At 58.1% G+C, this 21,534-nt stretch carries 24 protein-coding genes; 9 read left to right on the forward strand and 15 right to left on the reverse strand.

The window, feature by feature from the left end; all coding sequences use genetic code 11:
* Positions 1-633 precede the first annotated feature (633 nt).
* Positions 634-1,113: an arsenic resistance N-acetyltransferase ArsN2 gene (arsN2, locus tag E1748_RS14680; protein ID WP_133647941.1), complete on the reverse strand. Its 480-nt coding sequence runs from the start codon at positions 1,111-1,113 to the stop codon at positions 634-636.
* Positions 1,114-1,148: 35 nt separating this feature from the next.
* Complete coding sequence (locus E1748_RS14685; RefSeq protein ID WP_133647942.1) at positions 1,149-2,411, reverse strand: MFS transporter; 1,263 nt, start codon at positions 2,409-2,411, stop codon at positions 1,149-1,151.
* Between the two features lie 951 nt (positions 2,412-3,362).
* On the opposite strand from E1748_RS14685, the gene arsH reads away from it, so the two are divergent.
* The 3 genes from arsH to E1748_RS14700 are packed head-to-tail and all read left to right on the forward strand — an operon-like array spanning position 3,363 to position 4,874.
* Entirely contained in the window at positions 3,363-4,052 is a 690-nt protein-coding gene (gene arsH, locus E1748_RS14690; protein ID WP_476703866.1) for an arsenical resistance protein ArsH, read from the forward strand.
* 9 nt (positions 4,053-4,061) lie between these two features.
* Positions 4,062-4,400, forward strand: a complete 339-nt coding sequence (locus E1748_RS14695; protein WP_133647944.1) for an ArsR/SmtB family transcription factor — start codon at positions 4,062-4,064, stop codon at positions 4,398-4,400.
* Positions 4,401-4,874 (forward strand): ArsI/CadI family heavy metal resistance metalloenzyme, encoded by a 474-nt coding sequence (locus E1748_RS14700; RefSeq protein ID WP_133647945.1) that lies wholly within the window; start codon positions 4,401-4,403, stop codon positions 4,872-4,874. It abuts the gene before it with no gap.
* A gap of 103 nt (positions 4,875-4,977) precedes the next feature.
* Here E1748_RS14700 and E1748_RS14705 read toward each other — a convergent pair whose 3' ends face one another.
* Positions 4,978-5,319, reverse strand: coding sequence for an ArsR/SmtB family transcription factor (locus tag E1748_RS14705; protein ID WP_133647946.1), 342 nt, complete (start codon positions 5,317-5,319; stop codon positions 4,978-4,980).
* Positions 5,320-5,517: 198 nt separating this feature from the next.
* Between E1748_RS14705 and E1748_RS14710 the strand changes: the two genes are divergently transcribed.
* Together E1748_RS14710 and E1748_RS14715 are read left to right on the forward strand one after the other, a co-directional pair.
* The gene (locus E1748_RS14710) at positions 5,518-6,036 is read left to right on the forward strand and encodes an arsenate reductase ArsC (RefSeq protein WP_133647947.1); all 519 of its coding nucleotides are present in this window, start codon (positions 5,518-5,520) and stop codon (positions 6,034-6,036) included.
* A gap of 136 nt (positions 6,037-6,172) precedes the next feature.
* Positions 6,173-7,456 carry an arsenic transporter gene (locus E1748_RS14715; protein WP_133647948.1) on the forward strand — a complete coding sequence of 428 codons (1,284 nt, stop codon included), beginning with the start codon at positions 6,173-6,175 and terminating at the stop codon, positions 7,454-7,456.
* Between the two features lie 128 nt (positions 7,457-7,584).
* Here E1748_RS14715 and E1748_RS14720 read toward each other — a convergent pair whose 3' ends face one another.
* The 3 genes from E1748_RS14720 to E1748_RS14730 are packed head-to-tail and all read right to left on the reverse strand — an operon-like array spanning position 7,585 to position 11,288.
* Positions 7,585-8,931 carry a sigma-54-dependent transcriptional regulator gene (locus E1748_RS14720; protein ID WP_133647949.1) on the reverse strand — a complete coding sequence of 449 codons (1,347 nt, stop codon included), beginning with the start codon at positions 8,929-8,931 and terminating at the stop codon, positions 7,585-7,587.
* Positions 8,924-10,393 (reverse strand): sensor histidine kinase, encoded by a 1,470-nt coding sequence (locus E1748_RS14725; RefSeq protein ID WP_166653567.1) that lies wholly within the window; start codon positions 10,391-10,393, stop codon positions 8,924-8,926. Before E1748_RS14725 ends, E1748_RS14720 begins: the two co-directional genes overlap by 8 nt.
* A 7-nt stretch (positions 10,394-10,400) precedes the next feature.
* Positions 10,401-11,288 carry a substrate-binding domain-containing protein gene (locus E1748_RS14730; RefSeq protein WP_133647951.1) on the reverse strand — a complete coding sequence of 296 codons (888 nt, stop codon included), beginning with the start codon at positions 11,286-11,288 and terminating at the stop codon, positions 10,401-10,403.
* 165 nt (positions 11,289-11,453) lie between these two features.
* Between E1748_RS14730 and E1748_RS14735 the strand changes: the two genes are divergently transcribed.
* From E1748_RS14735 to moaA, 4 genes are read left to right on the forward strand one after another with little or no spacing between them, the layout of a single operon-like run.
* A complete protein-coding gene (locus E1748_RS14735; RefSeq protein WP_133647952.1) occupies positions 11,454-11,987 on the forward strand; it encodes an arsenate reductase (azurin) small subunit in 534 nt (177 codons plus the stop codon).
* Positions 11,988-12,000: 13 nt separating this feature from the next.
* Positions 12,001-14,478 carry an arsenate reductase (azurin) large subunit gene (locus E1748_RS14740; protein ID WP_133647953.1) on the forward strand — a complete coding sequence of 826 codons (2,478 nt, stop codon included), beginning with the start codon at positions 12,001-12,003 and terminating at the stop codon, positions 14,476-14,478.
* A gap of 58 nt (positions 14,479-14,536) precedes the next feature.
* Positions 14,537-14,866 carry a c-type cytochrome gene (locus E1748_RS14745; protein ID WP_133647954.1) on the forward strand — a complete coding sequence of 110 codons (330 nt, stop codon included), beginning with the start codon at positions 14,537-14,539 and terminating at the stop codon, positions 14,864-14,866.
* Positions 14,867-14,882: 16 nt separating this feature from the next.
* Positions 14,883-15,983, forward strand: coding sequence for a GTP 3',8-cyclase MoaA (gene moaA, locus E1748_RS14750; protein ID WP_133647955.1), 1,101 nt, complete (start codon positions 14,883-14,885; stop codon positions 15,981-15,983).
* 8 nt (positions 15,984-15,991) lie between these two features.
* Here the strand turns inward: moaA and E1748_RS14755 are convergent, their stop codons facing one another.
* From E1748_RS14755 to E1748_RS14795, 9 genes are all read right to left on the reverse strand, one after another.
* Positions 15,992-16,708, reverse strand: a complete 717-nt coding sequence (locus E1748_RS14755; RefSeq protein WP_133647956.1) for a hypothetical protein — start codon at positions 16,706-16,708, stop codon at positions 15,992-15,994.
* 33 nt (positions 16,709-16,741) lie between these two features.
* The gene (gene arsC, locus E1748_RS14760; RefSeq protein ID WP_133647957.1) at positions 16,742-17,164 is read right to left on the reverse strand and encodes an arsenate reductase (glutaredoxin); all 423 of its coding nucleotides are present in this window, start codon (positions 17,162-17,164) and stop codon (positions 16,742-16,744) included.
* Complete coding sequence (locus E1748_RS14765) at positions 17,161-18,255, reverse strand: ArsO family NAD(P)H-dependent flavin-containing monooxygenase (protein ID WP_133647958.1); 1,095 nt, start codon at positions 18,253-18,255, stop codon at positions 17,161-17,163. Before E1748_RS14765 ends, arsC begins: the two co-directional genes overlap by 4 nt.
* Positions 18,256-18,348: 93 nt before the next feature.
* The gene (locus E1748_RS14770) at positions 18,349-19,089 is read right to left on the reverse strand and encodes an SIR2 family NAD-dependent protein deacylase (protein WP_133649370.1); all 741 of its coding nucleotides are present in this window, start codon (positions 19,087-19,089) and stop codon (positions 18,349-18,351) included.
* A gap of 110 nt (positions 19,090-19,199) precedes the next feature.
* The gene (locus E1748_RS14775; RefSeq protein WP_133647959.1) at positions 19,200-19,445 is read right to left on the reverse strand and encodes a MerR family transcriptional regulator; all 246 of its coding nucleotides are present in this window, start codon (positions 19,443-19,445) and stop codon (positions 19,200-19,202) included.
* Positions 19,446-19,729: 284 nt separating this feature from the next.
* Positions 19,730-20,155 (reverse strand): putative phosphothreonine lyase domain-containing protein, encoded by a 426-nt coding sequence (locus tag E1748_RS32090; RefSeq protein ID WP_133647960.1) that lies wholly within the window; start codon positions 20,153-20,155, stop codon positions 19,730-19,732.
* Positions 20,156-20,206: 51 nt separating this feature from the next.
* Positions 20,207-20,827, reverse strand: a complete 621-nt coding sequence (locus E1748_RS14785) for an RNA 2'-phosphotransferase (RefSeq protein WP_133647961.1) — start codon at positions 20,825-20,827, stop codon at positions 20,207-20,209.
* 43 nt (positions 20,828-20,870) lie between these two features.
* Complete coding sequence (locus E1748_RS14790) at positions 20,871-21,116, reverse strand: helix-turn-helix domain-containing protein (RefSeq protein WP_133647962.1); 246 nt, start codon at positions 21,114-21,116, stop codon at positions 20,871-20,873.
* 87 nt (positions 21,117-21,203) lie between these two features.
* On the reverse strand, positions 21,204-21,404 hold the full coding sequence (locus tag E1748_RS14795; RefSeq protein ID WP_133647963.1) for a hypothetical protein: 201 nt from the start codon (positions 21,402-21,404) through the stop codon (positions 21,204-21,206).
* Between the last annotated feature and the right edge of the window lie 130 nt (positions 21,405-21,534).

Below are 21,534 nucleotides of genomic sequence, written 5' to 3' on the forward strand. Positions count from 1 at the left end.
ATTCAACGAACATGATTGATTTTACGGACGAACAGATAGCAGCCAGAGAGCTCCGCAACACCGCCGACCACGAAGCGGGTCACAAGATGCTTTATGAGCGCTTCGGCGGCGCTGGTGACACGGTCGTGTGGAAAACGGGAGTGGGAATCCAGAGGACTGCGTGGCTCGGCCAGTTCTGTCCCCGCACGTGCCCTGAGGTGACGCGCAAGACGGCATTGAACCATGGATTTGCCGCTCCGAGCTACCCGCGAACTGGAAGATACTCGTCGGCTTGGCTGGCCTGTTGGCCGAGGACATTCTGAGCGGCGAGACGGACGATACCGGCGCTATGGCTGATACCCTGTTCTTCAGAATTTCCAACGGAGAGGCCTCGGCCTCGGACTCGCGTAAATGGGCGTCACGGACATCGATAGCTGCCGACTGAGCTATGAGGTGGTCGAGGAAGTCGTACGGCTTTTGCGCGAAGGATGGCTGGTCGTGTAGCAAGAGGCTGAGTTTTTAATTAGGTCCGTCGCAGACTAACTCCGGTCCGGCCGTTCGTCGACCACTCGCTGCGATGTTCGGGGGAGGGCCGGTTGTTGGAAAGTAGGTCACCCAATAGCGCCGGCCTCTCCCAGAGAATTTCTAGGTGTGCTAGCCGCAGTTCTGCGCAGAATTGGCGCCTCGCGGCAAGAAATTGTCCAGTTCCTTATTGAAGCAAACCGCAGACGCTGGGCACAACGCCGCAAACTGCGTGCTGCCTTGAACCTCGACGGGCGCTGTGGCCCGCTCGGCGGATGCATAGCCGGCCCTCGAAAAGAAGTTCGCCGCTGTCGTCGTAAGCAGCCACAACTCAGACACGTCTGACGCTCGCGCCATTAGCTCGGCGTGGGCCAGCAGTCTCGTACCGAGCCCCTCCTTTCGGGCCATCTTGGCGGTAGCCAGTGACCGAAGCAACGCGATGCGACCAAACCTCTCCAGTCCAACACTGCCAACAATCTTGCCACCGGCGTCTTCCGCCACCAGGAAGTCCACCAGCAAGGCTTCATCCACATCAGCGACCGGCAGTTCATTTTCTGCGAGCAATGCTTTGATGGCGTCAAGGTCTTCGTTTCGCGCGGGACGTATTTTCATAATCGGTGTTGTCTTTGATGATTTCTGAAGCAATGTCAGGCCGCTCTGGTTGCCGGGTGGCGGCTGACCCGGACGGCCACGAAGAAGGCGATTGCTGACAGTATCGAGACGAGAAACACGGTCCACTCAACAGCTACATAACCGTGAGTAAAGCTCCAGATGCTGGCCGCGGCAATCGGCGCTATTCCCTTGGCGACATTCGACGGGAACGAAAGCATGCCGCTGACTGCACCGTAGCCTTCGGTCCACATCAGGTCCTGGACGATGGTGCCGCGTAGGATTGTCATCATGCCATTCGCGGCGCCGTAACAAAGCGCGAATAGCCATAACAGCGCAGCCGAGTGACCAGCACCTATCAGGATAACGGTCGAGAGCGGGAATAGCGTCACGATAATTATGCCGACGGTACTGACATGCACCGTTCGGCCGAAGGTGAACCAAATCGCCCGTGCGGCTACCTGAGCTGGACCAATCAGTGCCATGGTCGTTACCAGCACAGCGTTCGTCACGCCGCGTTCAACCATGAGTGGCACCAGATGAAATGTGAGCGCTGCGAACGTCGCGTAGTAGGCAGTGAAGCAGACGGCGAGCGCCCAGAAAATCGGCGAACGAAGGGCGCGGTGGGTGGCCGCATCATTCGCCAGCTTGACCTCGGTACTGTTAGGCCGTGACCCCACGTCAGACTTCGACGAACGGATTGCCAGCACGTGGATAGGCAGGCAGACGAGGAGGTTCAGTGCAGCAAGGACAACAAGCGACGTGCGCCAACCGACTGAGCCAACGAGGAACTGGGTCAACGGAATAAAGACCGTGCTCGCGAACCCGGCCACCAGCGTAATGAGGGTAATTTTGTTACGGAAGCTTCGTGGATACCGGTGCGTTACAACGGCAAAGACGGGGTCGTAGAAGGTGGCAGCCATTGAAATCCCGAGGCCTATCCATACAACGAAGAGGACCGTCAGCGAATGCGCGCCTGCCCAGAGCAACAGCATGGCCGCGGCGATTACCGACCCGATGGCCATGATGCGGCGCCCCAATCCATGGTCAATCCAGCGCCCGATGGGATAGGCAGCGAATCCTGAAACCAGTAACCCTACCGAGAGGGCGGCGTTCATTGCCGTCCGGCTCCAGCTCATGGTCTGCTCCATGGGCACAACCAATAGGGAAAAGGAATAGTAGACAGAACCCCAGGAAACAAGTTGAGCCACCGCCAAGGCCCACGTCACAAGCCTGTCCTGACTTTCCGTTGGTGCGGTCTCACCACTTGCGGTCTCGTCCTGACTCGAAATCGTGCTCAATTTCTTCAGCCTCTCATCTAGCTCAGTGTGTTGACGCCGGCAGCGCTGGTGCGAAAGGCGTCGCAGCAAAAGAATGTAGTTGAAGCGAGTCTGTGGGCGATTACAGTGCCGACCCGCTCATGGAGGGGGCCGCTACGGCGTGTCGCAGCCCGCGGCGGAATCGTCTGGACGGCGCCGAGAAAGCCGATTCCTTCGTGTTCGCAATACCGCTGAACACGTCGCGCGATGAGCCAATCTCTCAGGCGCGCAATCGTCCGAGTGACATCGCCTTTCTCATGACGCGTGGTCAATGCGACAAAAAACTTAGACCCTTCGTCGGCGAGGCGATTGTGGACTCGCAGCAACGGTGTCTTCCAGTCACGCAGCGGCCATACATGGCTCAGGACTTGTGCATCCATGACAAGGACAGCAGCAGCCGAGCCATTCACAGCCAGGAATCGCGCTAGCTCGAGTTTGTCGTCAACTGCGGCTGTCAACGCAATCGCCGAGGTCGCGTATCCGGTTTGAGATTCAAACGCCCTTGCCACGTCGGTTGGAAGCGACCCGCGCCATGACTCCGTCGTGGCGCGACCGCTGCCAAGATGTGTCGCTGCGTTAGCGGTTCGCCCGTGTGCCATCAGCATGATGAATCCCTGCATGGAACGGCAATGCCACCCTCCCGATACTGGCAAGAGCGAACCGGTCGATACCTGGTCTACGCAGTCCATGGCTGCCTCCTAAGATTTCATATTTCTAGAATACCGGAAATGTTGTAGAATGCAAGCAACGAAGCGAGGAAGGTCGTATTAGTTGGGCGCCACAAAGCGCCTTGAATCGGCCGAATGCCTCCATATAATTGGAAATGTCAAATAGCAGAGTGATGAGATGACAGTTCACGCAATCAATGGCGACCGGAGCTTTCCGGCCGCCAAGACAGATTTTTTCGACACGGATATTGCTGCACGCCTTGATATGGAGGGGCAACCGCCGGTCAGGATTTTGCTGCTCTACGGTTCGCTCCGTGAGCGCTCGTACTCACGATTGCTCGTCGAGGAAGCCGCTCGCCTGTTGCAGACGTTCGGCGCGGAAACGCGAATTTTCGACCCGCGCGGTCTGCCCCACGCGGACGACATCGACGTGAAGAACCATCCCAAGGTGAAGGAACTGCTCGAGCTGTCGCTGTGGTCAGAGGGGCACGTGTGGTGCAGCCCGGAGCGCCACGGCACCATCACCGGCCTGATAAAGACGCAGATTGACCATCTGCCGCTGGTCAGCGGCGGCATCCGTCCGACGCAGGGACGCACGCTTGCCGTCATGCAGGTTAGTGGCGGTTCGCAGTCGTTCAACTCTGTCAATCAACTGCGGCAGCTCGGACGATGGATGCGTATGTTCACCATCCCCAATCAGTCGTCGGTTGCCAAGGCGTTCGAAGAGTTCGAAGAGGATGGCCGCATGAAACCGTCGTCCTACTACGACCGCCTGGTCGACGTGATGGAAGAACTCGTGAAGTTCACGCTGCTGCTTCGCGGTCGTGCCGACTATCTCGTCGACCGCTACAGCGAGCGCGTGAAGGAAGATAGGCCGCTCGACCCCGCGACCGACCTGGCCTCCCGAGCAATCGCTGGTCATTCCCGCGAAGAAGCGCAGGCGAGCAACCAATAAAGGACAGTGATGGCAACCCTGGATTCGAAGTTAGCGGTCAAGGCGCTCGCAGCTCTCGCGCACGAGACGCGGCTCGCGGTGTTCCGCCTTCTTGTGACAGCCGGACGCTCAGGTATGAGTCCTGGCGCCATCGCCGAAAAGCTTGGGCTTCCTGCGCCCACGTTGTCATTCCACCTGAAGGAGCTCGCCCACGCAGAGCTTATCGAGGGCAAGAGCCAGGGCCGGTTCATCATCTACTGCGCCAGCTATGACCACATGCAGACGCTCATGGATTTCCTGATGGAAAACTGCTGCGCGGCGGAGCAAACAGAGCAATGCGGCTGCGCGGCCAATGAAACGGAGGCGTAAATGAAGCGATTTCACGTGCATGTTGTTGTCCCGAAGCTCGACGAAAGCGTGCGTTTCTATAGCAGCATGTTCGGCGCGGACCCTTCGGTGCTTAAAGACGATTACGCAAAGTGGATGCTTGAGGACCCGCGCGTAAACTTCGCCATTTCGGCGCGTGGCGGTGAGGCAGGTGTCAATCACTTGGGATTTCAAGTCGATAGCGACGAGGAGCTGACAGCTCTTCGCGAGCAGGTTGTCGCCGGCAGCGTCGCGGTACAGGACCAGCCCGGCGCGCAGTGCTGCTACGCCAGCTCGAACAAGTACTGGACGCAGGACCCGGCGGGCGTGCCGTGGGAAACGTATCACACGCTCGGCGGCATCCCGATGTTCGGAGCGGACAGCCGAGGGGCGGCCGCGGCCGAAGCGGGCGGGGCCTGCTGTGCACCCGCTACCTCGATTCCAGCGATGATTGAGAAAAAGGTCGGCTGCTGTTGAATGCGTGGTGTCCAACACGGTGGCCGCCCATAAGCGGCCACCCGATTTAATGTTGATACAGTTGGCGGGCCCCAGGCCTAGAGTTATGCGCTCCAGCGCATGTTCATGCGGCCACAGGTTTGCACTTCACCTTCTTGGCCGGCTTACATGCCGCGGAGTCCACTCCCTGACAGCAGTTCTCGGTCAGAAACCCGACGAGCTCGTTCATGTGGTCAATTTCGGGTCCGTAATAAACGAAGCGACCTTCCTGGCGTGATGTCACCAGGCCTGCATGCGTCAGTTCCTTGAGGTGGAAGGAGAGCGTCGCGCTGGCTAGTTCCAGATGCTCCTGGATGACGCCGACGTTCAGGCCATCCGGCCCAGCCGTAACGAGCAGGCGAAAAATAGCCAGGCGCGTCGGCTGTGCTAGCGCGGCCAAAGCTTTTATGGCGTCTTTTTCCTTCATACCCGTCTGCTTTCCAAGTTATTGACCAATTCTAACGCGACGCCACCAATGGCGGGTAGAACACCGGCTGCCTGACATCGCGGCTGCAGGGGCGGACGACCCGCAGTCGCCCTTGCTTGTCGCCTCTCCATATTTCCATTATATTGGAGATATAGAGTTATAAATTCAATCGCGACGAAACGTCGTCAGGAGAAGCCCTTGACTGAACACCGAAAATACAACGTGCTGTTCCTCTGCACGCACAATTCCGCGCGCTCGATTCTCGCGGAAGCGGCACTCAACGAGCTCGCAGGTGACCGTTTCGTCGGCTACAGCGCCGGCAGTCACCCGGGAACAGCGCCGAACCCTTTCGCCCTCGACCTACTGCGCTCGCAAGGCATTTCGACCGAGGGCCTGCGTAGCAAGAGCTGGGACGAATTCGCCGAAGAAGGTGCGCCGCAAATTGATTTCATTTTCACCGTCTGCGACAACGCTGCCGGGGAAGTTTGTCCAATATGGCCGGGTCACCCTGCAAAAGCACACTGGGGCGTGCCTGACCCGTCGACGGTCGAAGGCTCGGACGAAGAGAAGCGCAAGGCTTTCCTTCAGGCCTATGTGCAAATGAAGAAGCGCATTGTGCTCTTCACAAATCTGCCGTTCGAAAAGCTTGACCGGGTTGCGGTACAGCGGGAAATGCAGAACATCGGCACGTCGTTGCGGGAACAGGAACAGCGATAGAGTGCGGCATCAACGGCACGAAAAGCCATCGGCATGGATGCAATCGTGCTCGATGGTGCCTCGGCGATACGCGCGCGTCGATTAAGCCGGCTGACCGGCTAGGCGGCCGCGCCTCCAAAAAAAAAGGAAGCTGTTAATGCTCATCGCTGTACTGATATTTATCGCCACCATCGTATTTGTCATCTGGCAACCAAAGGGTCTCGGCATCGGTTGGAGCGCTGCCGCAGGCGCCGTCGTAGCGCTGCTGGCCGGAGTGATTCACGTATCAGACATTCCCGTGGTCTGGCACATCGTCTGGAATGCGACCCTCACGTTTGTCGCTGTGATTATCATCAGCTTGCTGCTTGATGAAGCAGGCTTTTTCGAGTGGGCCGCGCTGCATGTAGCGCGTTGGGGAAACGGCAGCGGCCGGAAGCTGTTCGCGTTTCTTGTTTTGCTGGGCGCAGCTGTTGCGGCGTTGTTTGCAAATGACGGTGCCGCACTTATCTTGACGCCTATCGTTATGGCGATGCTGCTCGCACTCCGGTTCAGTCCAGCTGCGACGCTCGCGTTCGTCATGGCTGCGGGGTTCATCGCAGATACGGCAAGTTTGCCGTTGGTCGTTTCGAACCTCGTCAACATTGTGTCGGCCGACTTCTTCAAAATTGGGTTTGCCGAATATGCAAGCGTCATGATTCCGGTCGACATCGTCGCTGTCGCGATGACCCTCGCCATGCTGCTGTTCTACTTTCGCCGCGACATCCCCGCAGCGTATAACGTGGCAGAGTTGAAGCAGCCCGGCCAGGCCATCCGCGACGCCTCGACTTTCAAGGCAGGCTGGTGGGTTCTGGCGTTGCTGCTGGTTGGCTTTTTCGGTCTCGACCGCGTCGGTGTCCCCATCAGTGCGGTTGCCGCTTTCGGTGCAGTCGTTTTGCTAGCCGTTGCAGGACGAGGCCACATTATTTCCACAAGGAAAGTACTGAAGGAAGCCCCGTGGCAAGTCGTCATCTTTTCGCTCGGCATGTATCTGGTCGTGTATGGGTTGCGTAACCAGGGACTCACAGGCTATGTCGCGCAGATTCTTAACTACCTGGCATCTCACGGTGTCTGGGCGGCGGCCCTTGGCACCGGACTTCTTACGGCCTTTCTGTCGTCGGTCATGAACAACATGCCGACGGTGCTTGTTGGCGCGTTGTCTATCGATGCAAGCAACGCCAGCGGAATCGTCAGGGAGGCAATGGTCTTCGCCAACGTGATTGGGAGCGACCTCGGCCCGAAGATTACGCCCATTGGGTCTCTTGCAACCTTGCTGTGGTTGCACGTGCTGGCTCGCAAGAACGTAACCATCACATGGGGTTACTACTTCAGGACGGGTATCGTGCTAACGCTTCCCATTCTGGTTGTCACGCTGGCTGCGCTTGCCGTGCGGCTGCAGGGCTAATACAAAACGCCGCGCGCGGTCCTAGGCGCTCGGGGACAAGAGTCGTGTTCACCCGGACGAGCGCCTCGAATACTGTTCGATTGTGACAAAAAAAGCGACCGTCTTTCTTGACCGACGGTCGCTTTGTTTTACGGGTTCGATGATTCCCCCCCGGCAATCCGATGCCGCCGCATGCGTTCCCATAAACTCTTGCGTGAGATGCCGAGCGAGGAAGCCGTCTCCGCAATGCGCCCGTGGTGCTGAACTAGCGCATTGTTGATGTACAGCGTCTCACACCGTTCCATATAGGCAGACAGGCTCGGCGTGCCCGTTGACTCGACGTCTCCGTAAGCAGCGTGGTCGCTGAAGACATCGGCCGGCATCAGGAGCTTGCCCGCCGACATCAGACAAGCCCTCTCCAGGCGGTTGCGCAGTTCCCGAACGTTTCCTGGCCAGCCGAACCCGACGAGCGCTGCCTCGGTGGCCGGGTGAAGCGATTTCACAGGTTCGTCGTTCGATTCAGCATACGAAGACAGAAATCGGCGCGCAATCCACAAGACATCATCGTTGCGCTCTCGCAAAGGCGGCACTCGCAGCGTGACGACGTTCAGGCGATAGAACAGGTCTTCCCGAAACTGCCCTCCTGAAACCAGCGACTGCAGGTCCCTGTGCGTCGCGCACACGAGGCGGAAATTGCATTCCACGTCCCGCTCGGCGCCTACACGGCGAACACGCTTTTCCTGAAGGACGCGCAGCAGCTTTACCTGCATTGCAAGCGGCAGTTCACCAATCTCGTCGAGAAACAGAGTGCCGCCGTGGGCTAGTTCAAAGTAGCCCTTTTTCTGTCGGTCTGCGCCAGTGAACGCGCCCCGTTCGTAGCCGAAGAACTCTGACTCCATCAGCGTCTCGGGCACGGCACCACAATTCACGGCAATGAATGGCTCAGGCTGCCCACAAGCTGCGACATCGTGGATATATCGCGCAAGCACTTCCTTGCCTGAACCGGACTCGCCATTTATGAGGATGGAGGATGCGCGTCTCGCGATTTTGGGGACCGTGTCCGCGAGCTTTCGCATCGCCATGGATACACCGAGCGGGCTATGCGCGGGCATTGCCTCTTCGGGAATGTCTGACGTCGAGAGCACGCGGATTTTCTGTATCAATTCCGCGATGTCGAAGGGTTTCGTCACGTAGTCGGCCACACCTGCCTTCAGCATGGACACGGCCTTATCAATCGAAGCGTACGCAGTCACGAGCATGAATGGTGGAACCTTCGCCATCGCTGAACTCAGTCGTGTGTACAACTCATCGCCGGGAAAGTCCGGTAGGCGCACGTCGCTGACCACGACTGCGTAGCTCTTACGTAGAATCGCTTCGAACGCCGCAGCCGCGCCGGTATGCCAGTCGACTCCAAACCCCTCGAGCCGGAAGCGCTCCACCATGGATTCACCCATGATAGGGTCGTCTTCGACCAGGCAAATCACTGATTCACTCATGACAGGTCTCCATACTTTTGATTGGTAGTACGGCTTCGAATGTCGTCTCACCGGGCACGCTGCTGACCGAGATTGCCCCCCCGAGCTGCGTGGCAATCTGATAACTCACCCAGAGTCCGAGCCCGTAACTACGCAGGCCATGCGTTTTCTGGCTCGGCCAGTAAGGCTCGAATAGTTGACCCACGAGGTCGGCTGGTATGTGCTCGCCCGAGTTCACCACCGTCACCCGCAACTCGGATGCATTCATCGTGGCATGGCATCCAACGCTCCCGCCGGATTCGGCTGCCTTGATGGCATTAAGCAGCAGGTTCAGTACGAGCTGACGAACCAGATGGGACGGAATTGGGACCTCATCAGTTGGCATCGACCACTCAAGAGCTATCTGCCTGGTGGCCAGTTGCGGCTGTATCAGAATGTTCAGGTCGTCCCAGTCTGCCGGCCGCATCGCGGGCGAATCCAACCTGGCCTCAAAGAGAAGTGCTCCGACTGTCGCTCGAATCTGGGCAAGCCCGCGCTTAAGCAGAGCGAGCGTACGGGTGGTCAGTCCATCGGGATTGCCGTGCGTGACAAGCGTGTCAACAGCGTTAATCATGCCGCCAAGCGGATTATTGATTTCGTGCACGATGCCCGCAGCCACGCGCCCAACTGCAGCAAGCCGCTCGGACACAACCATGTCGCGCTCCAGTTGCTGTTTCTCCGCCAGGTCGTCCAGCATTTCACGGAAGCTCGTGGACAAACGGCCGATTTCGTCACTGCCCTGCGCCGAGACCTCCTGCTTGAGCGTCTCAGGGTCCTCCTTGTGCACCCGTGCCATCGCATTGCTGAGCGTATGCAACGGATTCGCCATTCGATTGCCCCACCACCAGCCAATGGGCAAAAGTACCAGGAGGCTCGCGAGGTTAATCAGGACCATGCGCTCAACGAGCGTGTTTACGCTGTCGCGAAGTTTCTGCGGGTCGTATGTGATGGTGACATAGCCGAGCGGGCTTCCGTCTTCGGCCGTCACAGCTTGCGCAGCAACTATGTCGTCCGCTCCCAGCAAGCTCGGAAAACTAAAATAGAAATTGCGTGGCTGCGCCTTCACGGAGCTAATTGCATGACTGATGGTGTAGCCCAATCTGGCCGCTTCAGTCAGCGTCGCGTAGTACTTGGGGTCGGTCGCGGCGTACACGCGTCCATTCGCGTCGAAGACAATCAGCTCTTTCAACGGGTTTGCAGGCTCCTTCGCGGCGACTGGCGCACGAAGAACTTCGAATACATGAAACAGGTCATCTCGTACGATTGAATCCCGGACCGAGAGTGCCGTTACATTGGCAAGGTTGCGGGCGCCACTCTCCACGTTGCGGCGGGCGTCTGAAATCATGAAAGAAATCAGCACTGCCGTGACGGCGACCTCAGTGAGCACGATGGCCAACGTCAGCGCGGCTGGAATCTTGTATCGGTAGCTGACGTTTTCCAGCATAGTCGTCTCACACAGGCATGGTGTCGGACAGCTTGACCAGATTGCGGATGTCGTCAAAAAGCGCATCTGGTCCGATAACAAACCGGTCGAGGTTCAGGCGATTCAGCAGGTCGCGTCCCACCGTGTCTTCTGTCATACCAAGCAGTGCCGCTTGCAACGGCGCGAACGTGTCAACGCTGAGGCTTCGCCTTGCAACGATAGGAGGAAATCCATAGAGCGGTGACTTCCACGCAACCCGTACTCCGGTCACGGCATCCGGTACCTGTTTGGCGAGCGTGTCAAATACGTAGCCGTCAATTTCGCCGGCGGAAGCGAGACCGCTGCTCACGGCCTCTACAACCTTGCGATGAGCGAACGTGAAGAAGGTCTTGCTGAAGAAGCGTCGCGGGTCAATGCCATCCCGGATAAGTTCTGTCCGAGGCACCAGGTAGCCTGAGTTCGACTGCGGGTCGCTGTATGCAAAAACCCGGTTTCCGAGCGACACAATGTTCGTCGTAGATGTATCCGAAGCGGGGACCAGCAAATAGGACCGGTATAGAGGCTTTCCCTGGTATTGCGGCACAACCAGAAGCTTCATCCGGTCGGCGTGTGTGACGTACGGATATCCGCACACCCATGCAACATCCAACTGGTCCGCAAGTAGCATCTCGGTGATTTCACCATAGCTACCGCGCTGAACGAAATGAACCTCCATGCCCAGTTGCTCTTCGAGACGCGCGCGCCACTTGCCGAGCAGGCGCACTTGGTTGTCGAGGAAAACCGCTGTGGTTCCAAACAGGATTTTTCGTGGCGATGCAGCATCGATAGCACGCGCTGGTCTCCACGCCGCGACCAGCCCTGCACCAGCGGCGCAAAGCACCTTGCGTCTCCCGTTACTGAACGGTAACCCTGACATTACCCCGTCCCCTCCAGCCGTTACCGGTCCGAAACTCATTCCGACGTCTCTAGCGACGTCGAATCGTCGGTTGCCGCACCAGACGGCGTTCTGGTCGTTTTGGCATAGAGCTTGCCCTTGTCATCGAATAGTAACGGTTGCCCATATGGGTATCAAGGAGCAGGCATGTCCAAAGAAACACTTAGTCGGCGCACCTTTCTTAAGGTGAGCGGGACGAGCGTCGCAGCGACAGCTGCGGTGATAGTCAAGCCTGCTTGCGCCGCCGCTGCGGCGCCGGCCGCTGCGCCGCAAACGAGTCACACGTTGCTGCCGTACGTACCGAAGTCGGTAGCCAGCGCTAGCCAAATGACGCAGGGTCAGCCGCTAGTTTTCAGCTATCCGGACGCCGCCTCTCCGTGCGTCGCGGTAAAGCTTGGTGTCGCAGCGCCGGGAGGCGTTGGCCCCAATCAGGACATCGTTGCGTACAGCATGATGTGCACGCACATGGGTTGCCCCGTTGCGTTCGACTCGGGGACCAACACGTTCAAGTGCGGTTGCCACTACAGCATGTTTGACGCGGAGAAGTCTGGCCAGATGATTGCCGGACAAGCCACCGAGAATCTGCCGCGCATCAGGCTTAGCTACGACGAGAAGACGGGGCGGATATCGGCTACAGGCATCGATGGCATGTTGTATGGCCGTCAGGCCAACGTACTCTAACTAGGGGAGCGACATGGACAACCAGAGCGACCGCATCACGTTGCCGCCGGTGAACGCACAACGCACGAACATGACGTGCCACTTCTGCATCGTCGGTTGCGGATACAACGTGTTCAAGTGGCCAGAGAACGTTGAAGGCGGGCGTGCACCTTCCCAGAACGCGCTCGGGCTCGACTACAACAAACAGCTCCCGCCATTGGCGGTGACGTTAACGCCGGCAATGACAAACGTCGTGACAGACCGCGACGGAAGCCGACACCGCATCATGATTGTTCCCGACCGTCAGTGCGTCGTGAACAGCGGCCTCAGTTCGACGCGCGGCGGCAAGATGGCGACTTACATGTACAACGCCGATGGCCTCACGCGTGAACGGCTGAAAAATCCGCGTCTCTATGCCGGCGACCAGTGGGTCGATACCGACTGGGACCATGCGATGGCCATCTACGCCGGCCTGCTCAAACGCACACTGGATAAAGATGGTCCGAGCGGTATTGTCTTCTCGGCCTTTGACCATGGCGGAGCCGGCGGCGGATTCGAAAACACGTGGGCCACCGGCAAGCTGATGTTTACCGCGCTGCAGACGCCGATGGTCCGCATTCACAACCGTCCTGCGTACAACTCTGAGTGCCACGCCACGCGCGAGATGGGTATCGGCGAGTTGAACAACTCCTACGAGGACGCTGAACTGGCCGACGTCATCATGGCTATCGGCAACAACGCCTACGAAACTCAGACCAATTATTTCCTGAATCACTGGGTGCCCAATTTGCAGGGCGGGACCGCCGACAAGAAGAAAAAAAGGTTTTCCGGCGAAGCCACGCCAGCGACACGGATTATCTTCGTAGACCCACGACGCACTCCCACGATAGCCATCGCCGAGCAGGTTGCCGGCGCCAGCAACGTTCTACACCTCGACATCCTGCCGGGCACGGACGTCGCTCTGTTCAACGGTCTCTTCACCCATGTTGTCGAACAGGGATGGATTGACCGTGACTTCATCAATCAGCATACGAACGGTTTCGACGACGCGGTGAAGACCAACAGGATGTCGCTTGAAGATGCCAGCAAGGCCACGGGCATTCCTGTCGAAAAGCTGCGCACCGCGGCCGAATGGGCATACAAGCCGAAGGCGTCCGGTCAAATGCCCCGCACGATGCATGCGTACGAGAAAGGAATCATCTGGGGCAACGACAACTATCTGATTCAGTCGTCGCTGGTCGACCTCGTACTGGCGACCCATAACGTAGGGCGCAGAGGTACGGGCGTCGTGCGCATGGGCGGTCACCAGGAGGGCTATACGCGCCCACCTTATCCGGGCGACTCAAAAATCTATATCGACCAGCAGCTCATCCAGGGAAAGGGGCGGATGATGACCTGGTGGGGCAGCAATAACTTCCAGACGAGCAACAACGCCGAGGCCCTCCGCGAAGCCGTGTTGCGTCGGTCGCAAATCGTCAAGGAAGCCATGCAGAAGGCAAAGGGCGCGACCGACGCCCAGTTGGTCGATGTCATTTTTGACGCGACCAGTAAAGGCGGCCTGTTCGTTACATCCGTGAATCTTTATCCGACGAAGCTCGCAGAGGCGGCACACCTCATGTTGCCGGCTGCCCATCCGGGCGAGTCAAACCTGACCTCAATGAATGGTGAGCGCCGCATGCGGCTGTCCCAGAAGTTCATGGATGCGCCCGGGAGTGCGATGCCGGATTCACTCATTGCTGCTCGCATCGCAACCTCGATGAAGGCGATGTATCAGGCCGACGGTAACGCGACCATGGCCGCGCGCTTCAATGGCTTCGACTGGAAGACAGAGGAAGACGCTTTCAATGATGGCTTCCGGCAGGTTGGTCAGCCCGGCGTCGCGAAGATTGATAGCCAGGGTGGTCCTACGGGCAATCTCGTCACATATGAGCGGCTACGGGCCGCTGGCAACAACGGTGTGCAACTTCCTGTGCAGTCATATACAGGTGGGAAGCTGGTCGGCACCGAGATGCTTTACACCGATTCAAAGTTCGACACGCCGGACGGCAAGGCCCAGTTCAAGCCGGCGCCGTGGAACGGCTTGCCGAAAACTGTCGCCCAGCAGAAGGACAAGTACCGTTTCTGGATTAACAACGGGCGGAACAATGAGGTCTGGCAAACGGCTTATCACGACCAGTACAACGAGTTCATACGTGCACGCTACCCGATGGCATACATCGAGGTAAATCCGGAGGACGCGAAAGAATTGAATCTCGCGGCCGGGGACATCGTAGAGGTGTTCAACGATTTTGGCTCGACCTACGCGATGGCCTACCCGACCAAGGAAATCAGACCGAACCAGACCTTCATGATGTTTGGCTACGTCAATGGCATTCAGGGCGATGTAACCACTGACTGGACCGACCGCAACATCATTCCTTACTACAAGGGCACCTGGGCGAACCTCCGCCGCGTTGGCGGCATGGATGACTATAAGCGAACCGTGAGCTTCAAGAGCCGTCGCTTCGCCTAATTTCCATCGACCGCGAGACTGCGACTCGCGGTCTCTTTTATACGCATAGGACGGGATGATGAATCGACTGCTCATCGCCAGCCTGACGATGTTTGCCGCCACCCACGCTTTTGCCGATGTCGATGCCGCAGAGGCGCAGGGAATTGCCAGCAAGAATATGTGCTTCAGCTGTCACGCCGTCGACCACAAGGTCGTCGGTCCCGCTTATCACGATGTCGGGGAAAAATACAAAGGAGATGCTGCGGCCATGGCCATCCTCATGAAGAAGGTCAAGGGCGGTGGGTCGGGCGTGTGGGGCGCGGTTCCGATGCCACCAAATCCAGGCATCAGCGACGCTGACCTGAAGGTGGTGCTGACTTGGGTGCTAGCCGGCGCCCCGAAACAATAATGCGGGAAGAACGATTATGTCGTTGACAGCACGGCGGGTCATTCCCATTCACGTGACAACGCGTCTGCCTGTCGCGGTACGAAGTGCATTGGCTGAAGGGGAAACGCTCGACATGCTTGGCCGCCCTCTACGCGACCTGCGCATTTCACTAACCGACCGGTGCAACTTCCGCTGCACATACTGCATGCCGAAGGACGTGTTCAACAAAGATTATCAGTACCTTGCCCGAGCGCAGACTCTGTCGTTCGAGGAAATCGAGCGGCTGGCACGCGCTGCTGTATCACTCGGTGTTGAAAAGATACGTCTTACGGGTGGCGAGCCGCTGCTGCGGAAGGGTATTGAGGTGCTGGTCGCCCAACTGTCCCAGCTTCGAACCCCGGATGGCGGCCCCGTGGATGTGACGATGACGACCAACGGCTCGTTGCTCGCCAGAAAAGCAGTTGCCCTGCGCGAAGCCGGGATGACCCGAATCACCGTGAGCCTTGACGCTCTCGACCAGCACACGTTCAGCGCAATGAGCGGCAGTGATAGCAAGGTAGAGGCGGTACTTGATGGAATCGAAACGGCGCGACAACTCGGCTTCTCGCCGGTCAAGGTGAACACGGTTGTCAGGCGCGGCGTCAACGAGGACCAGATTATCCCGATTGTCCAACGATTCAAAGGCACGGGAGTAACGCCGCGCTTCATCGAGTTTATGGATGTGGGAAGCACCAATCATTGGGAACTGCGTGAAGTCGTTCCCTCTGCAGAACTCGTTCGGCGGATTGGTGCGGTGTTTCCTTTGGCGCCATCTGGTGCGCGCCCCGGACGTGCGACCTCGCGCACATTCGATTTTCGCGACGGCTCTGGCCGTGTTGGGTTCATATCGAGTGTCACGGAACCGTTTTGCGCGGATTGCAGCCGGCTGAGGCTGACCGCGGATGGGAGGCTCTTCACATGCCTTTTTGGCGCGGAAAGCCTCGACGTGCGCACGGTACTTCGCAGCGGTGAGGGTAATCTTGCCGGGATATTGCGTGGCGTCTGGCGCGAGAGGTCCGACCGCTATTCTGAGACGCGCGGCGAATCTGGAGCGATGCGGACGGAGCGCCATGCCGAAATGTCGGTACTCGGAGGCTGAACGCCGCCTTATATATCTTTTTTCAGGTGGTCGAGTAACCCTGTGATGTCCAGGATGTCGTAGCGTTCGCGTAGCAACGGCCGATACATCGACAGTGCGCAGACGCCAGCCTGAACGGTCGTCTTTCGGCAAGCCTCGAGTGCGTCACCGTCCGGGAACAGGTAACTGACTTCAAATCGGATGCCCTTGCCGACGTCCTCCTCTTTCAGCCCTTGCATCAGTGCGCGTTCGTTGGGGTGTGCGCCGAAATCTATCGTGCGTTGATAGAGCATTTCGGCTGCCTCTGCGTCCTTCGCTTCCAGCGCCCGGAGCTCTTCAACCATGTCGGAAATCTTGAAGACTTTTTTGACCTCTTTCATGGAGGCCTCGTCTTCGTGGCGATTTAGCCAAGTGACGCGGTAGTCCGGGTGGCGTGACAGGAATACCCCGTAGAGCGCCTGCTCGAGGACTACGCGGTCCAATGCGTATGCCTCGACCACCTGCCCGGACGACGCGCAGGAGCACGCGGCAAGAAAGGCTGAGTGCGCGCGGAGGATGAAGAAGCCCGCGAACCACTCGGTTGAATGATGCAGAGCGTCGTTAATGACCTTGCGAAAACAGACGTCGATGTCCTGAAACCGCGCGAAGCCATCCTTGCGTTCGGCGAACGAAAAATGATTCTTTCGCACCAAGTCCAGAAAGGTTGTCAGCTCATCTTTGCCCCAGCCGTCAGGTGTATCAGCCATGTGCGCTCCGCTCCTCGCCCGGTCGGATGTCGTCTATCGCACGCGTTTCCCAGTCTCGTCAACGACAATCTCACCGTCCTCTTTCACGAATGGTACGGTGCTCGCTGCGGGCAGAATGTCGAGGATAACCTCCGACTGACGACATAGCCGCACGCCATGGTCGGTCACCACAAGCGGTCGGTTGATGAGAATCGGATGCTTCAGCATGGCGTCAATGAGCTGGTCGTCGCTGACCAGTGGGTCATCCAGCCCCAAGTCCACATATGGGGTGCCCTTCTGGCGCACTACATCACGCACGCTAAGTCCCGACCGTTCAATAAGGTCCAAAAGCGTTTCGCGAGACGGCGGCGTTTTCAGATACTCGATAACCGTCGGCTCAATGCCCGCGTTGCGAATCATTGCAAGAGTGTTGCGCGAGGTTCCGCAGTCAGGGTTGTGGTAAATCGTGACAGTCATGCCGTTTTCTCCTCAAGTGAAGACAGATATTCTTTAATCTGTGCCGCCGCAGACCGGGCGCTTCGCATCACGCCGATGAGCGTGGCTGACGCAAAGCCGCACCATTCACCGTAGCCAACAAGCCACAAACCGGGCTCCGCAACCGAGCGACCGTCCACGACGTCGACCCTGCCTGCGGAGTTGACGACGTTCAGGGACCCTAAATGCTCGAGCGCCGGCCGGAACCCGGTGCACCATATGACTGCATCGACCTGTAAGTGCGTCCCTTCTCCCCAGACGACGCCGTCATTGACGAAGCGTACGAAAGGACGAACCGACTTAAGCACGCCACGTTCACGTGCCGCACGAACGGGAGGCACCATGACGACGTCGCCCAGACCGCCGGTGGGTGCGGGGTCCGGGCGACCCTCTACCCGCGCCTTCCAACGCTCGGTTGCTCGCTCAAACAGCACGCGTCCGTCGACATCGTCCGGCAGAAACGTCGGCTCTTCCAACGTAACCCAGGTCACATGACAAACCTGCGATAGTTCGGCGAGTATCTGTGCGCCTGAGTTGCCGCCTCCGACGACGAGTATGCGCTTGCCAAGGAACACTTCCGGATTTCGGTAACACGCTGAGTGCACCTGCTCACCGCGAAAGTCCGCCTGTCCCGGATACTCAGGGATGTACGGGTGGCACCACGTGCCAGTTGCACTCACCACTGCTTTCGCGAGCCAGTCGCCGTGATTCGTCGATACCAACAAGCGGTCCCCGCGACGAGACACTAACTTCACGTCCACCGGCCGGCGGACCGGAATCTCGTAGCGTTTCTCGTAATCAGCGAGGTAACGAATGACGTGCTCGCGAGAGGGGTATTGACCCGTGGTCGGCGGCATCAACCATCCTGGCAACGAACTCCACTGTGCCGGCGAGAAGAGATGGAGCGAATCCCACGCGTGCAGCCATGCGCCTCCCGCGTCCGACTGATTGTCCAGCACCACATAGCTGATGCCCGCGCGGCGCAGGAAATATGAAACCGCCAGAGCGGATTGGCCCCCGCCGACGATTGTGACATCGACCTGGTTGGCTGTTGACGCCTCGCTTTCAGACATAGAGTGCACCCGATTATATTTCGATAATACCGGACATATGGAGATTATGTCGACCACGTGAACAATCCGAACCCTCACTGAAGTGGCTCGATGTCACCCAACCGCCAGGTCGAGTAGCTTGAGTGTCGCGGCGGCCCTGCTCGCCAATCCGACACCATGCAACGGGTTCGTATTCGACTCCCTAAGATTTATCCGGATGAGCCGTTGGCGCGCGTTTCTCTCACTGAAGCGTCGCACCGTGGGCAATGATTTCCCTGCACCCAGTTCCACGACGACCGGCTTCGATACCGATGACATCCAGGCTGCCAGCCGCCCCCGTTGCTTTTCATAGGGCACGTCAACCCACCCGTAGTCTCCGAACATCAAAATATTTGGCCGCGCAAGCGCACCGCACCGGGGACAACGAGGCATAGGGCTTTCCAGCTCAGATGTCGTCTCATTTACCGACGGAAGAAATTCGGTGGCCGGCCATGTATCGCTTGTGCAAACATCTAGGCATTGAAGTGTATGAATCGACCCATGGCATTCGTGGACTAGGTCTTCCGAGAACCCGGCTTTTTGAAATTGTCCGTCGACGTTGCTCGTGAACACGAAGGCGCCATGACTCATGCGGTCTGACCACCGGCGCAAAATCGCGAAGCCTTGGTGCGGGACTGTCTCACGGTAGAGCCTCAACCGGTGTCCGTAGAAGCCCCACGCAAGCTCGGGATGCTCCGCAAACCGCGCAGGGTTTGCCATGTCTTCGAACGATAGGCCGTGGTGCCGAAGCGCGGGATAGGCGCGCCAGAAGCCTTCCCCGCCACGAAAGTCAGGAAGGCCCGAATCGACCCCCATGCCGGCGCCGGCGGTGATGAGCAGACCATCTGCTTCGCGCAGCCAACTAGCAGCTTTCTCCAGCGTCTCAACTTGTGAATCGGACACCGCTGCTCTCCATTAGATGCGACTCATTCGTCGTCAGGTGTTGAAGCTTGGTACGCTTTTACCGCAGCGTGCTGGTCGGCCTGATAGTCCAACACTGACGCCTTCATCACGAATTGGTTGTTCCCCGTTTTGTGATGAAGCTTGAGTTTTCCTTGCTCGAGCAGCTTTACCACATGTGGGCGAGAAACGAATAGCAGCTTTGCCACGTCAGCGGTAGACATGAAATCGTCAGTTTCGGATTGCGGTGAAATTTTCACGTTCGTCGACATTGTGGCTCACCCTCTTTCAAAACAACCATGCCCACCCGCATGAGTTCAACGGAGCTAGCACCTAATGAAAGTGGCTGGCATACCACCGTGCCCGAAGCGAAACGTCCCCGCCGGCTAGCGGGCAGGTTCGACGTGGTTTGATGTTGCGGGCCGTCCTAAAACGCGCAACGTCAGGTCGAACAGTGGTGTGCGCGCGTGAGCTTCTGTTGATAGGTCGTCGCAAACGCGAAGCGTGCTGCCTCGCTAACATCATCTCAATGACGCTGTCGCCGGTTCTCTACGGGCTATGCACGTAGATACCACTCGCCTAGGCCGTAAATTCTCTTCAAGGTGTCGATGTCACGCTTGTACCCGAGCTCGTCGACAAAGCCCAGCGACCGTAACACTTCACGTACGTGCAAGAGGTCTTGTTTGTCTGTCCAATCTTGCGTGTACACGCAAATGACGTGACCATCACGACCCATGCTGCGCAGAGCCGTCGATACCTTCGCAAACAATAGGTTGTCGCCCTCAACGGTGCATTTGACTTTCGCCCATGCCTGGTCGACATCGGATGAAGGCGCGAAAATGCACCACTTGCCTGTTGTAGGTCCCGAGCGGATGATGCCGCAGCTAGGGGATTTCCTCATCTGCCAGCTCCGACTGAAGTCTTCCGAGGGGCGCTCGGACCTACTCAATAGCAGCTCTTCAAGACGCGATTGTTCGTTCATTTCAAGTCGGTTGCGAAGAATGTCTTGGGTCTCGCTGAGCACACGCTGTCATCACTTCTGCCCGCGCTCATCGTGTTTTAATTGAGACAGATATATAGGCGGGACTACCGCGGTAAGCCAAACGCCGTTGTCCGAGCGAGAGAAAGTGTGCCCATCGACGTACATCTGCGAAGCGTCCACGACGAGAACCAATGGTGACCCGTGGCGAGCACCTACTCGTGTTGCTGTGTCGATGTCCGTGCTCAGATGGACGGCGTGCCTGGTTCGAGGTGTCAATCCTTCAACGGTGATACTCGCCCAGTTGCTCCACGCGGTGCCGTGATACAGAATGGCCGGGGGCTCTATCGCGGCATAGCCTAGGTTCACCTCTATCGAGTGACCTTGCGCCGCGCGTATTCGCTCGCCGTCTGCAGATTGTGAGAAGCGCTGTTTGTCGCTCGTCGCGACGACCGCCAGAATGACGTCTCTCGTAACTGCTGGCATCGTTCTCAACCGCTTTGACGCACCCGCAGTACGCGCAGCGCGTTCGATTGCCCGCATCAGTTCGTCGACAGATACCCAGCCCTGACTGTCGAGCCGGATGCCAACCATCTCGGGTTCATGTCGCAAAATCTTCGAAAGAAGTCTGCTAACCGCGACCAAGTCAGTGGGGAGATGCTTATCGGCTTTCATGTCCACTTAGATATGTGTCCGCGCACAACGGGGCGCATTTCGCTCATTCATCGCCCGCTGTTGAAGCTTGGTAGGCTCTTACCGCAGCACGCTGGTCGGCCTGATAGGCCAGTACTGACGCCTTTTCCACGAATCGGTGGTTGCCCGCTATGTGGTGAAGCTTGAGTTTTCCTTGCTCGAGCAGCTTCAGAACGTGTGGACGGGAAACGAATAACAGTTTCGCCGCGTCGGCGATAGACATGAAATCGCCAGCTTCGGATGGTGGGGAAATCTTTACGTTCTTCGACATTGTGGCTCACCTCCTCGCAAAATAACCATCCCTACCGCGCCTTGTTTCAACGATGCAAGCTCTCAACCGCTTAGCGTTGCGTTGGCTTTAATTCCTTTTCTGTCGCGTGGCGCGCAACTGTGCCAGCTCATCGCTGAGCGCGTCCATTTGCGCTTGCATGCCAGCCGCTCGTTTGAGTAGCTGCCCAACTGCATACCAATAGGCATATCCCAGGTCCCCGTCCGCCAAGCCCAATTCGTGGAACTTGCGAAGTGCAAGCTCAAGGTCAATATCGGTACCCGAGTTCATGTCATTTCCCTCTTTTGATGCGCGGCGGTCGTTTCGCGGTAGCCTTGCTACCCGAACAAAATCCTCTCGTTCACGTATCTCTTTTTGATGCGCAGCATGACCACGCTGAGTACGAACCCGAATGCCGGCA

It is taken from the genome of Paraburkholderia flava, assembly GCF_004359985.1.
Lineage (GTDB): Bacteria > Pseudomonadota > Gammaproteobacteria > Burkholderiales > Burkholderiaceae > Paraburkholderia > Paraburkholderia flava.

Excerpts from the sequence above, each read along its gene's own strand:
- E1748_RS14755 (WP_133647956.1), bottom strand. The coding sequence starts at position 16,708 with ATGGCTGATACACCTGACGGCTGGGGCAAAGATGAGCTGACAACCTTT.
- E1748_RS14695 (WP_133647944.1), top strand. The coding sequence starts at position 4,062 with ATGGCAACCCTGGATTCGAAGTTAGCGGTCAAGGCGCTCGCAGCTCTC.
- E1748_RS14790 (WP_133647962.1), bottom strand. The coding sequence starts at position 21,116 with ATGTCGAAGAACGTAAAGATTTCCCCACCATCCGAAGCTGGCGATTTC.
- E1748_RS14745 (WP_133647954.1), top strand. The coding sequence starts at position 14,537 with ATGAATCGACTGCTCATCGCCAGCCTGACGATGTTTGCCGCCACCCAC.
- E1748_RS14740 (WP_133647953.1), top strand. The coding sequence starts at position 12,001 with ATGGACAACCAGAGCGACCGCATCACGTTGCCGCCGGTGAACGCACAA.
- E1748_RS14770 (WP_133649370.1), bottom strand. The coding sequence starts at position 19,089 with ATGGGGGTCGATTCGGGCCTTCCTGACTTTCGTGGCGGGGAAGGCTTC.
- E1748_RS14700 (WP_133647945.1), top strand. The coding sequence starts at position 4,401 with ATGAAGCGATTTCACGTGCATGTTGTTGTCCCGAAGCTCGACGAAAGC.
- arsC (WP_133647957.1), bottom strand. The coding sequence starts at position 17,164 with ATGACTGTCACGATTTACCACAACCCTGACTGCGGAACCTCGCGCAAC.
- E1748_RS14775 (WP_133647959.1), bottom strand. The coding sequence starts at position 19,445 with ATGTCGACGAACGTGAAAATTTCACCGCAATCCGAAACTGACGATTTC.
- E1748_RS14705 (WP_133647946.1), bottom strand. The coding sequence starts at position 5,319 with ATGAAGGAAAAAGACGCCATAAAAGCTTTGGCCGCGCTAGCACAGCCG.
- moaA (WP_133647955.1), top strand. The coding sequence starts at position 14,883 with ATGTCGTTGACAGCACGGCGGGTCATTCCCATTCACGTGACAACGCGT.
- E1748_RS14720 (WP_133647949.1), bottom strand. The coding sequence starts at position 8,931 with ATGAGTGAATCAGTGATTTGCCTGGTCGAAGACGACCCTATCATGGGT.
- E1748_RS32090 (WP_133647960.1), bottom strand. The coding sequence starts at position 20,155 with ATGAACGAACAATCGCGTCTTGAAGAGCTGCTATTGAGTAGGTCCGAG.
- E1748_RS14715 (WP_133647948.1), top strand. The coding sequence starts at position 6,173 with ATGCTCATCGCTGTACTGATATTTATCGCCACCATCGTATTTGTCATC.
- E1748_RS14725 (WP_166653567.1), bottom strand. The coding sequence starts at position 10,393 with ATGCTGGAAAACGTCAGCTACCGATACAAGATTCCAGCCGCGCTGACG.
- arsH (WP_476703866.1), top strand. The coding sequence starts at position 3,363 with ATGGAGGGGCAACCGCCGGTCAGGATTTTGCTGCTCTACGGTTCGCTC.
- E1748_RS14765 (WP_133647958.1), bottom strand. The coding sequence starts at position 18,255 with ATGTCTGAAAGCGAGGCGTCAACAGCCAACCAGGTCGATGTCACAATC.
- E1748_RS14785 (WP_133647961.1), bottom strand. The coding sequence starts at position 20,827 with ATGAAAGCCGATAAGCATCTCCCCACTGACTTGGTCGCGGTTAGCAGA.
- E1748_RS14735 (WP_133647952.1), top strand. The coding sequence starts at position 11,454 with ATGTCCAAAGAAACACTTAGTCGGCGCACCTTTCTTAAGGTGAGCGGG.
- E1748_RS14730 (WP_133647951.1), bottom strand. The coding sequence starts at position 11,288 with ATGTCAGGGTTACCGTTCAGTAACGGGAGACGCAAGGTGCTTTGCGCC.
- E1748_RS14795 (WP_133647963.1), bottom strand. The coding sequence starts at position 21,404 with ATGAACTCGGGTACCGATATTGACCTTGAGCTTGCACTTCGCAAGTTC.
- arsN2 (WP_133647941.1), bottom strand. The coding sequence starts at position 1,113 with ATGAAAATACGTCCCGCGCGAAACGAAGACCTTGACGCCATCAAAGCA.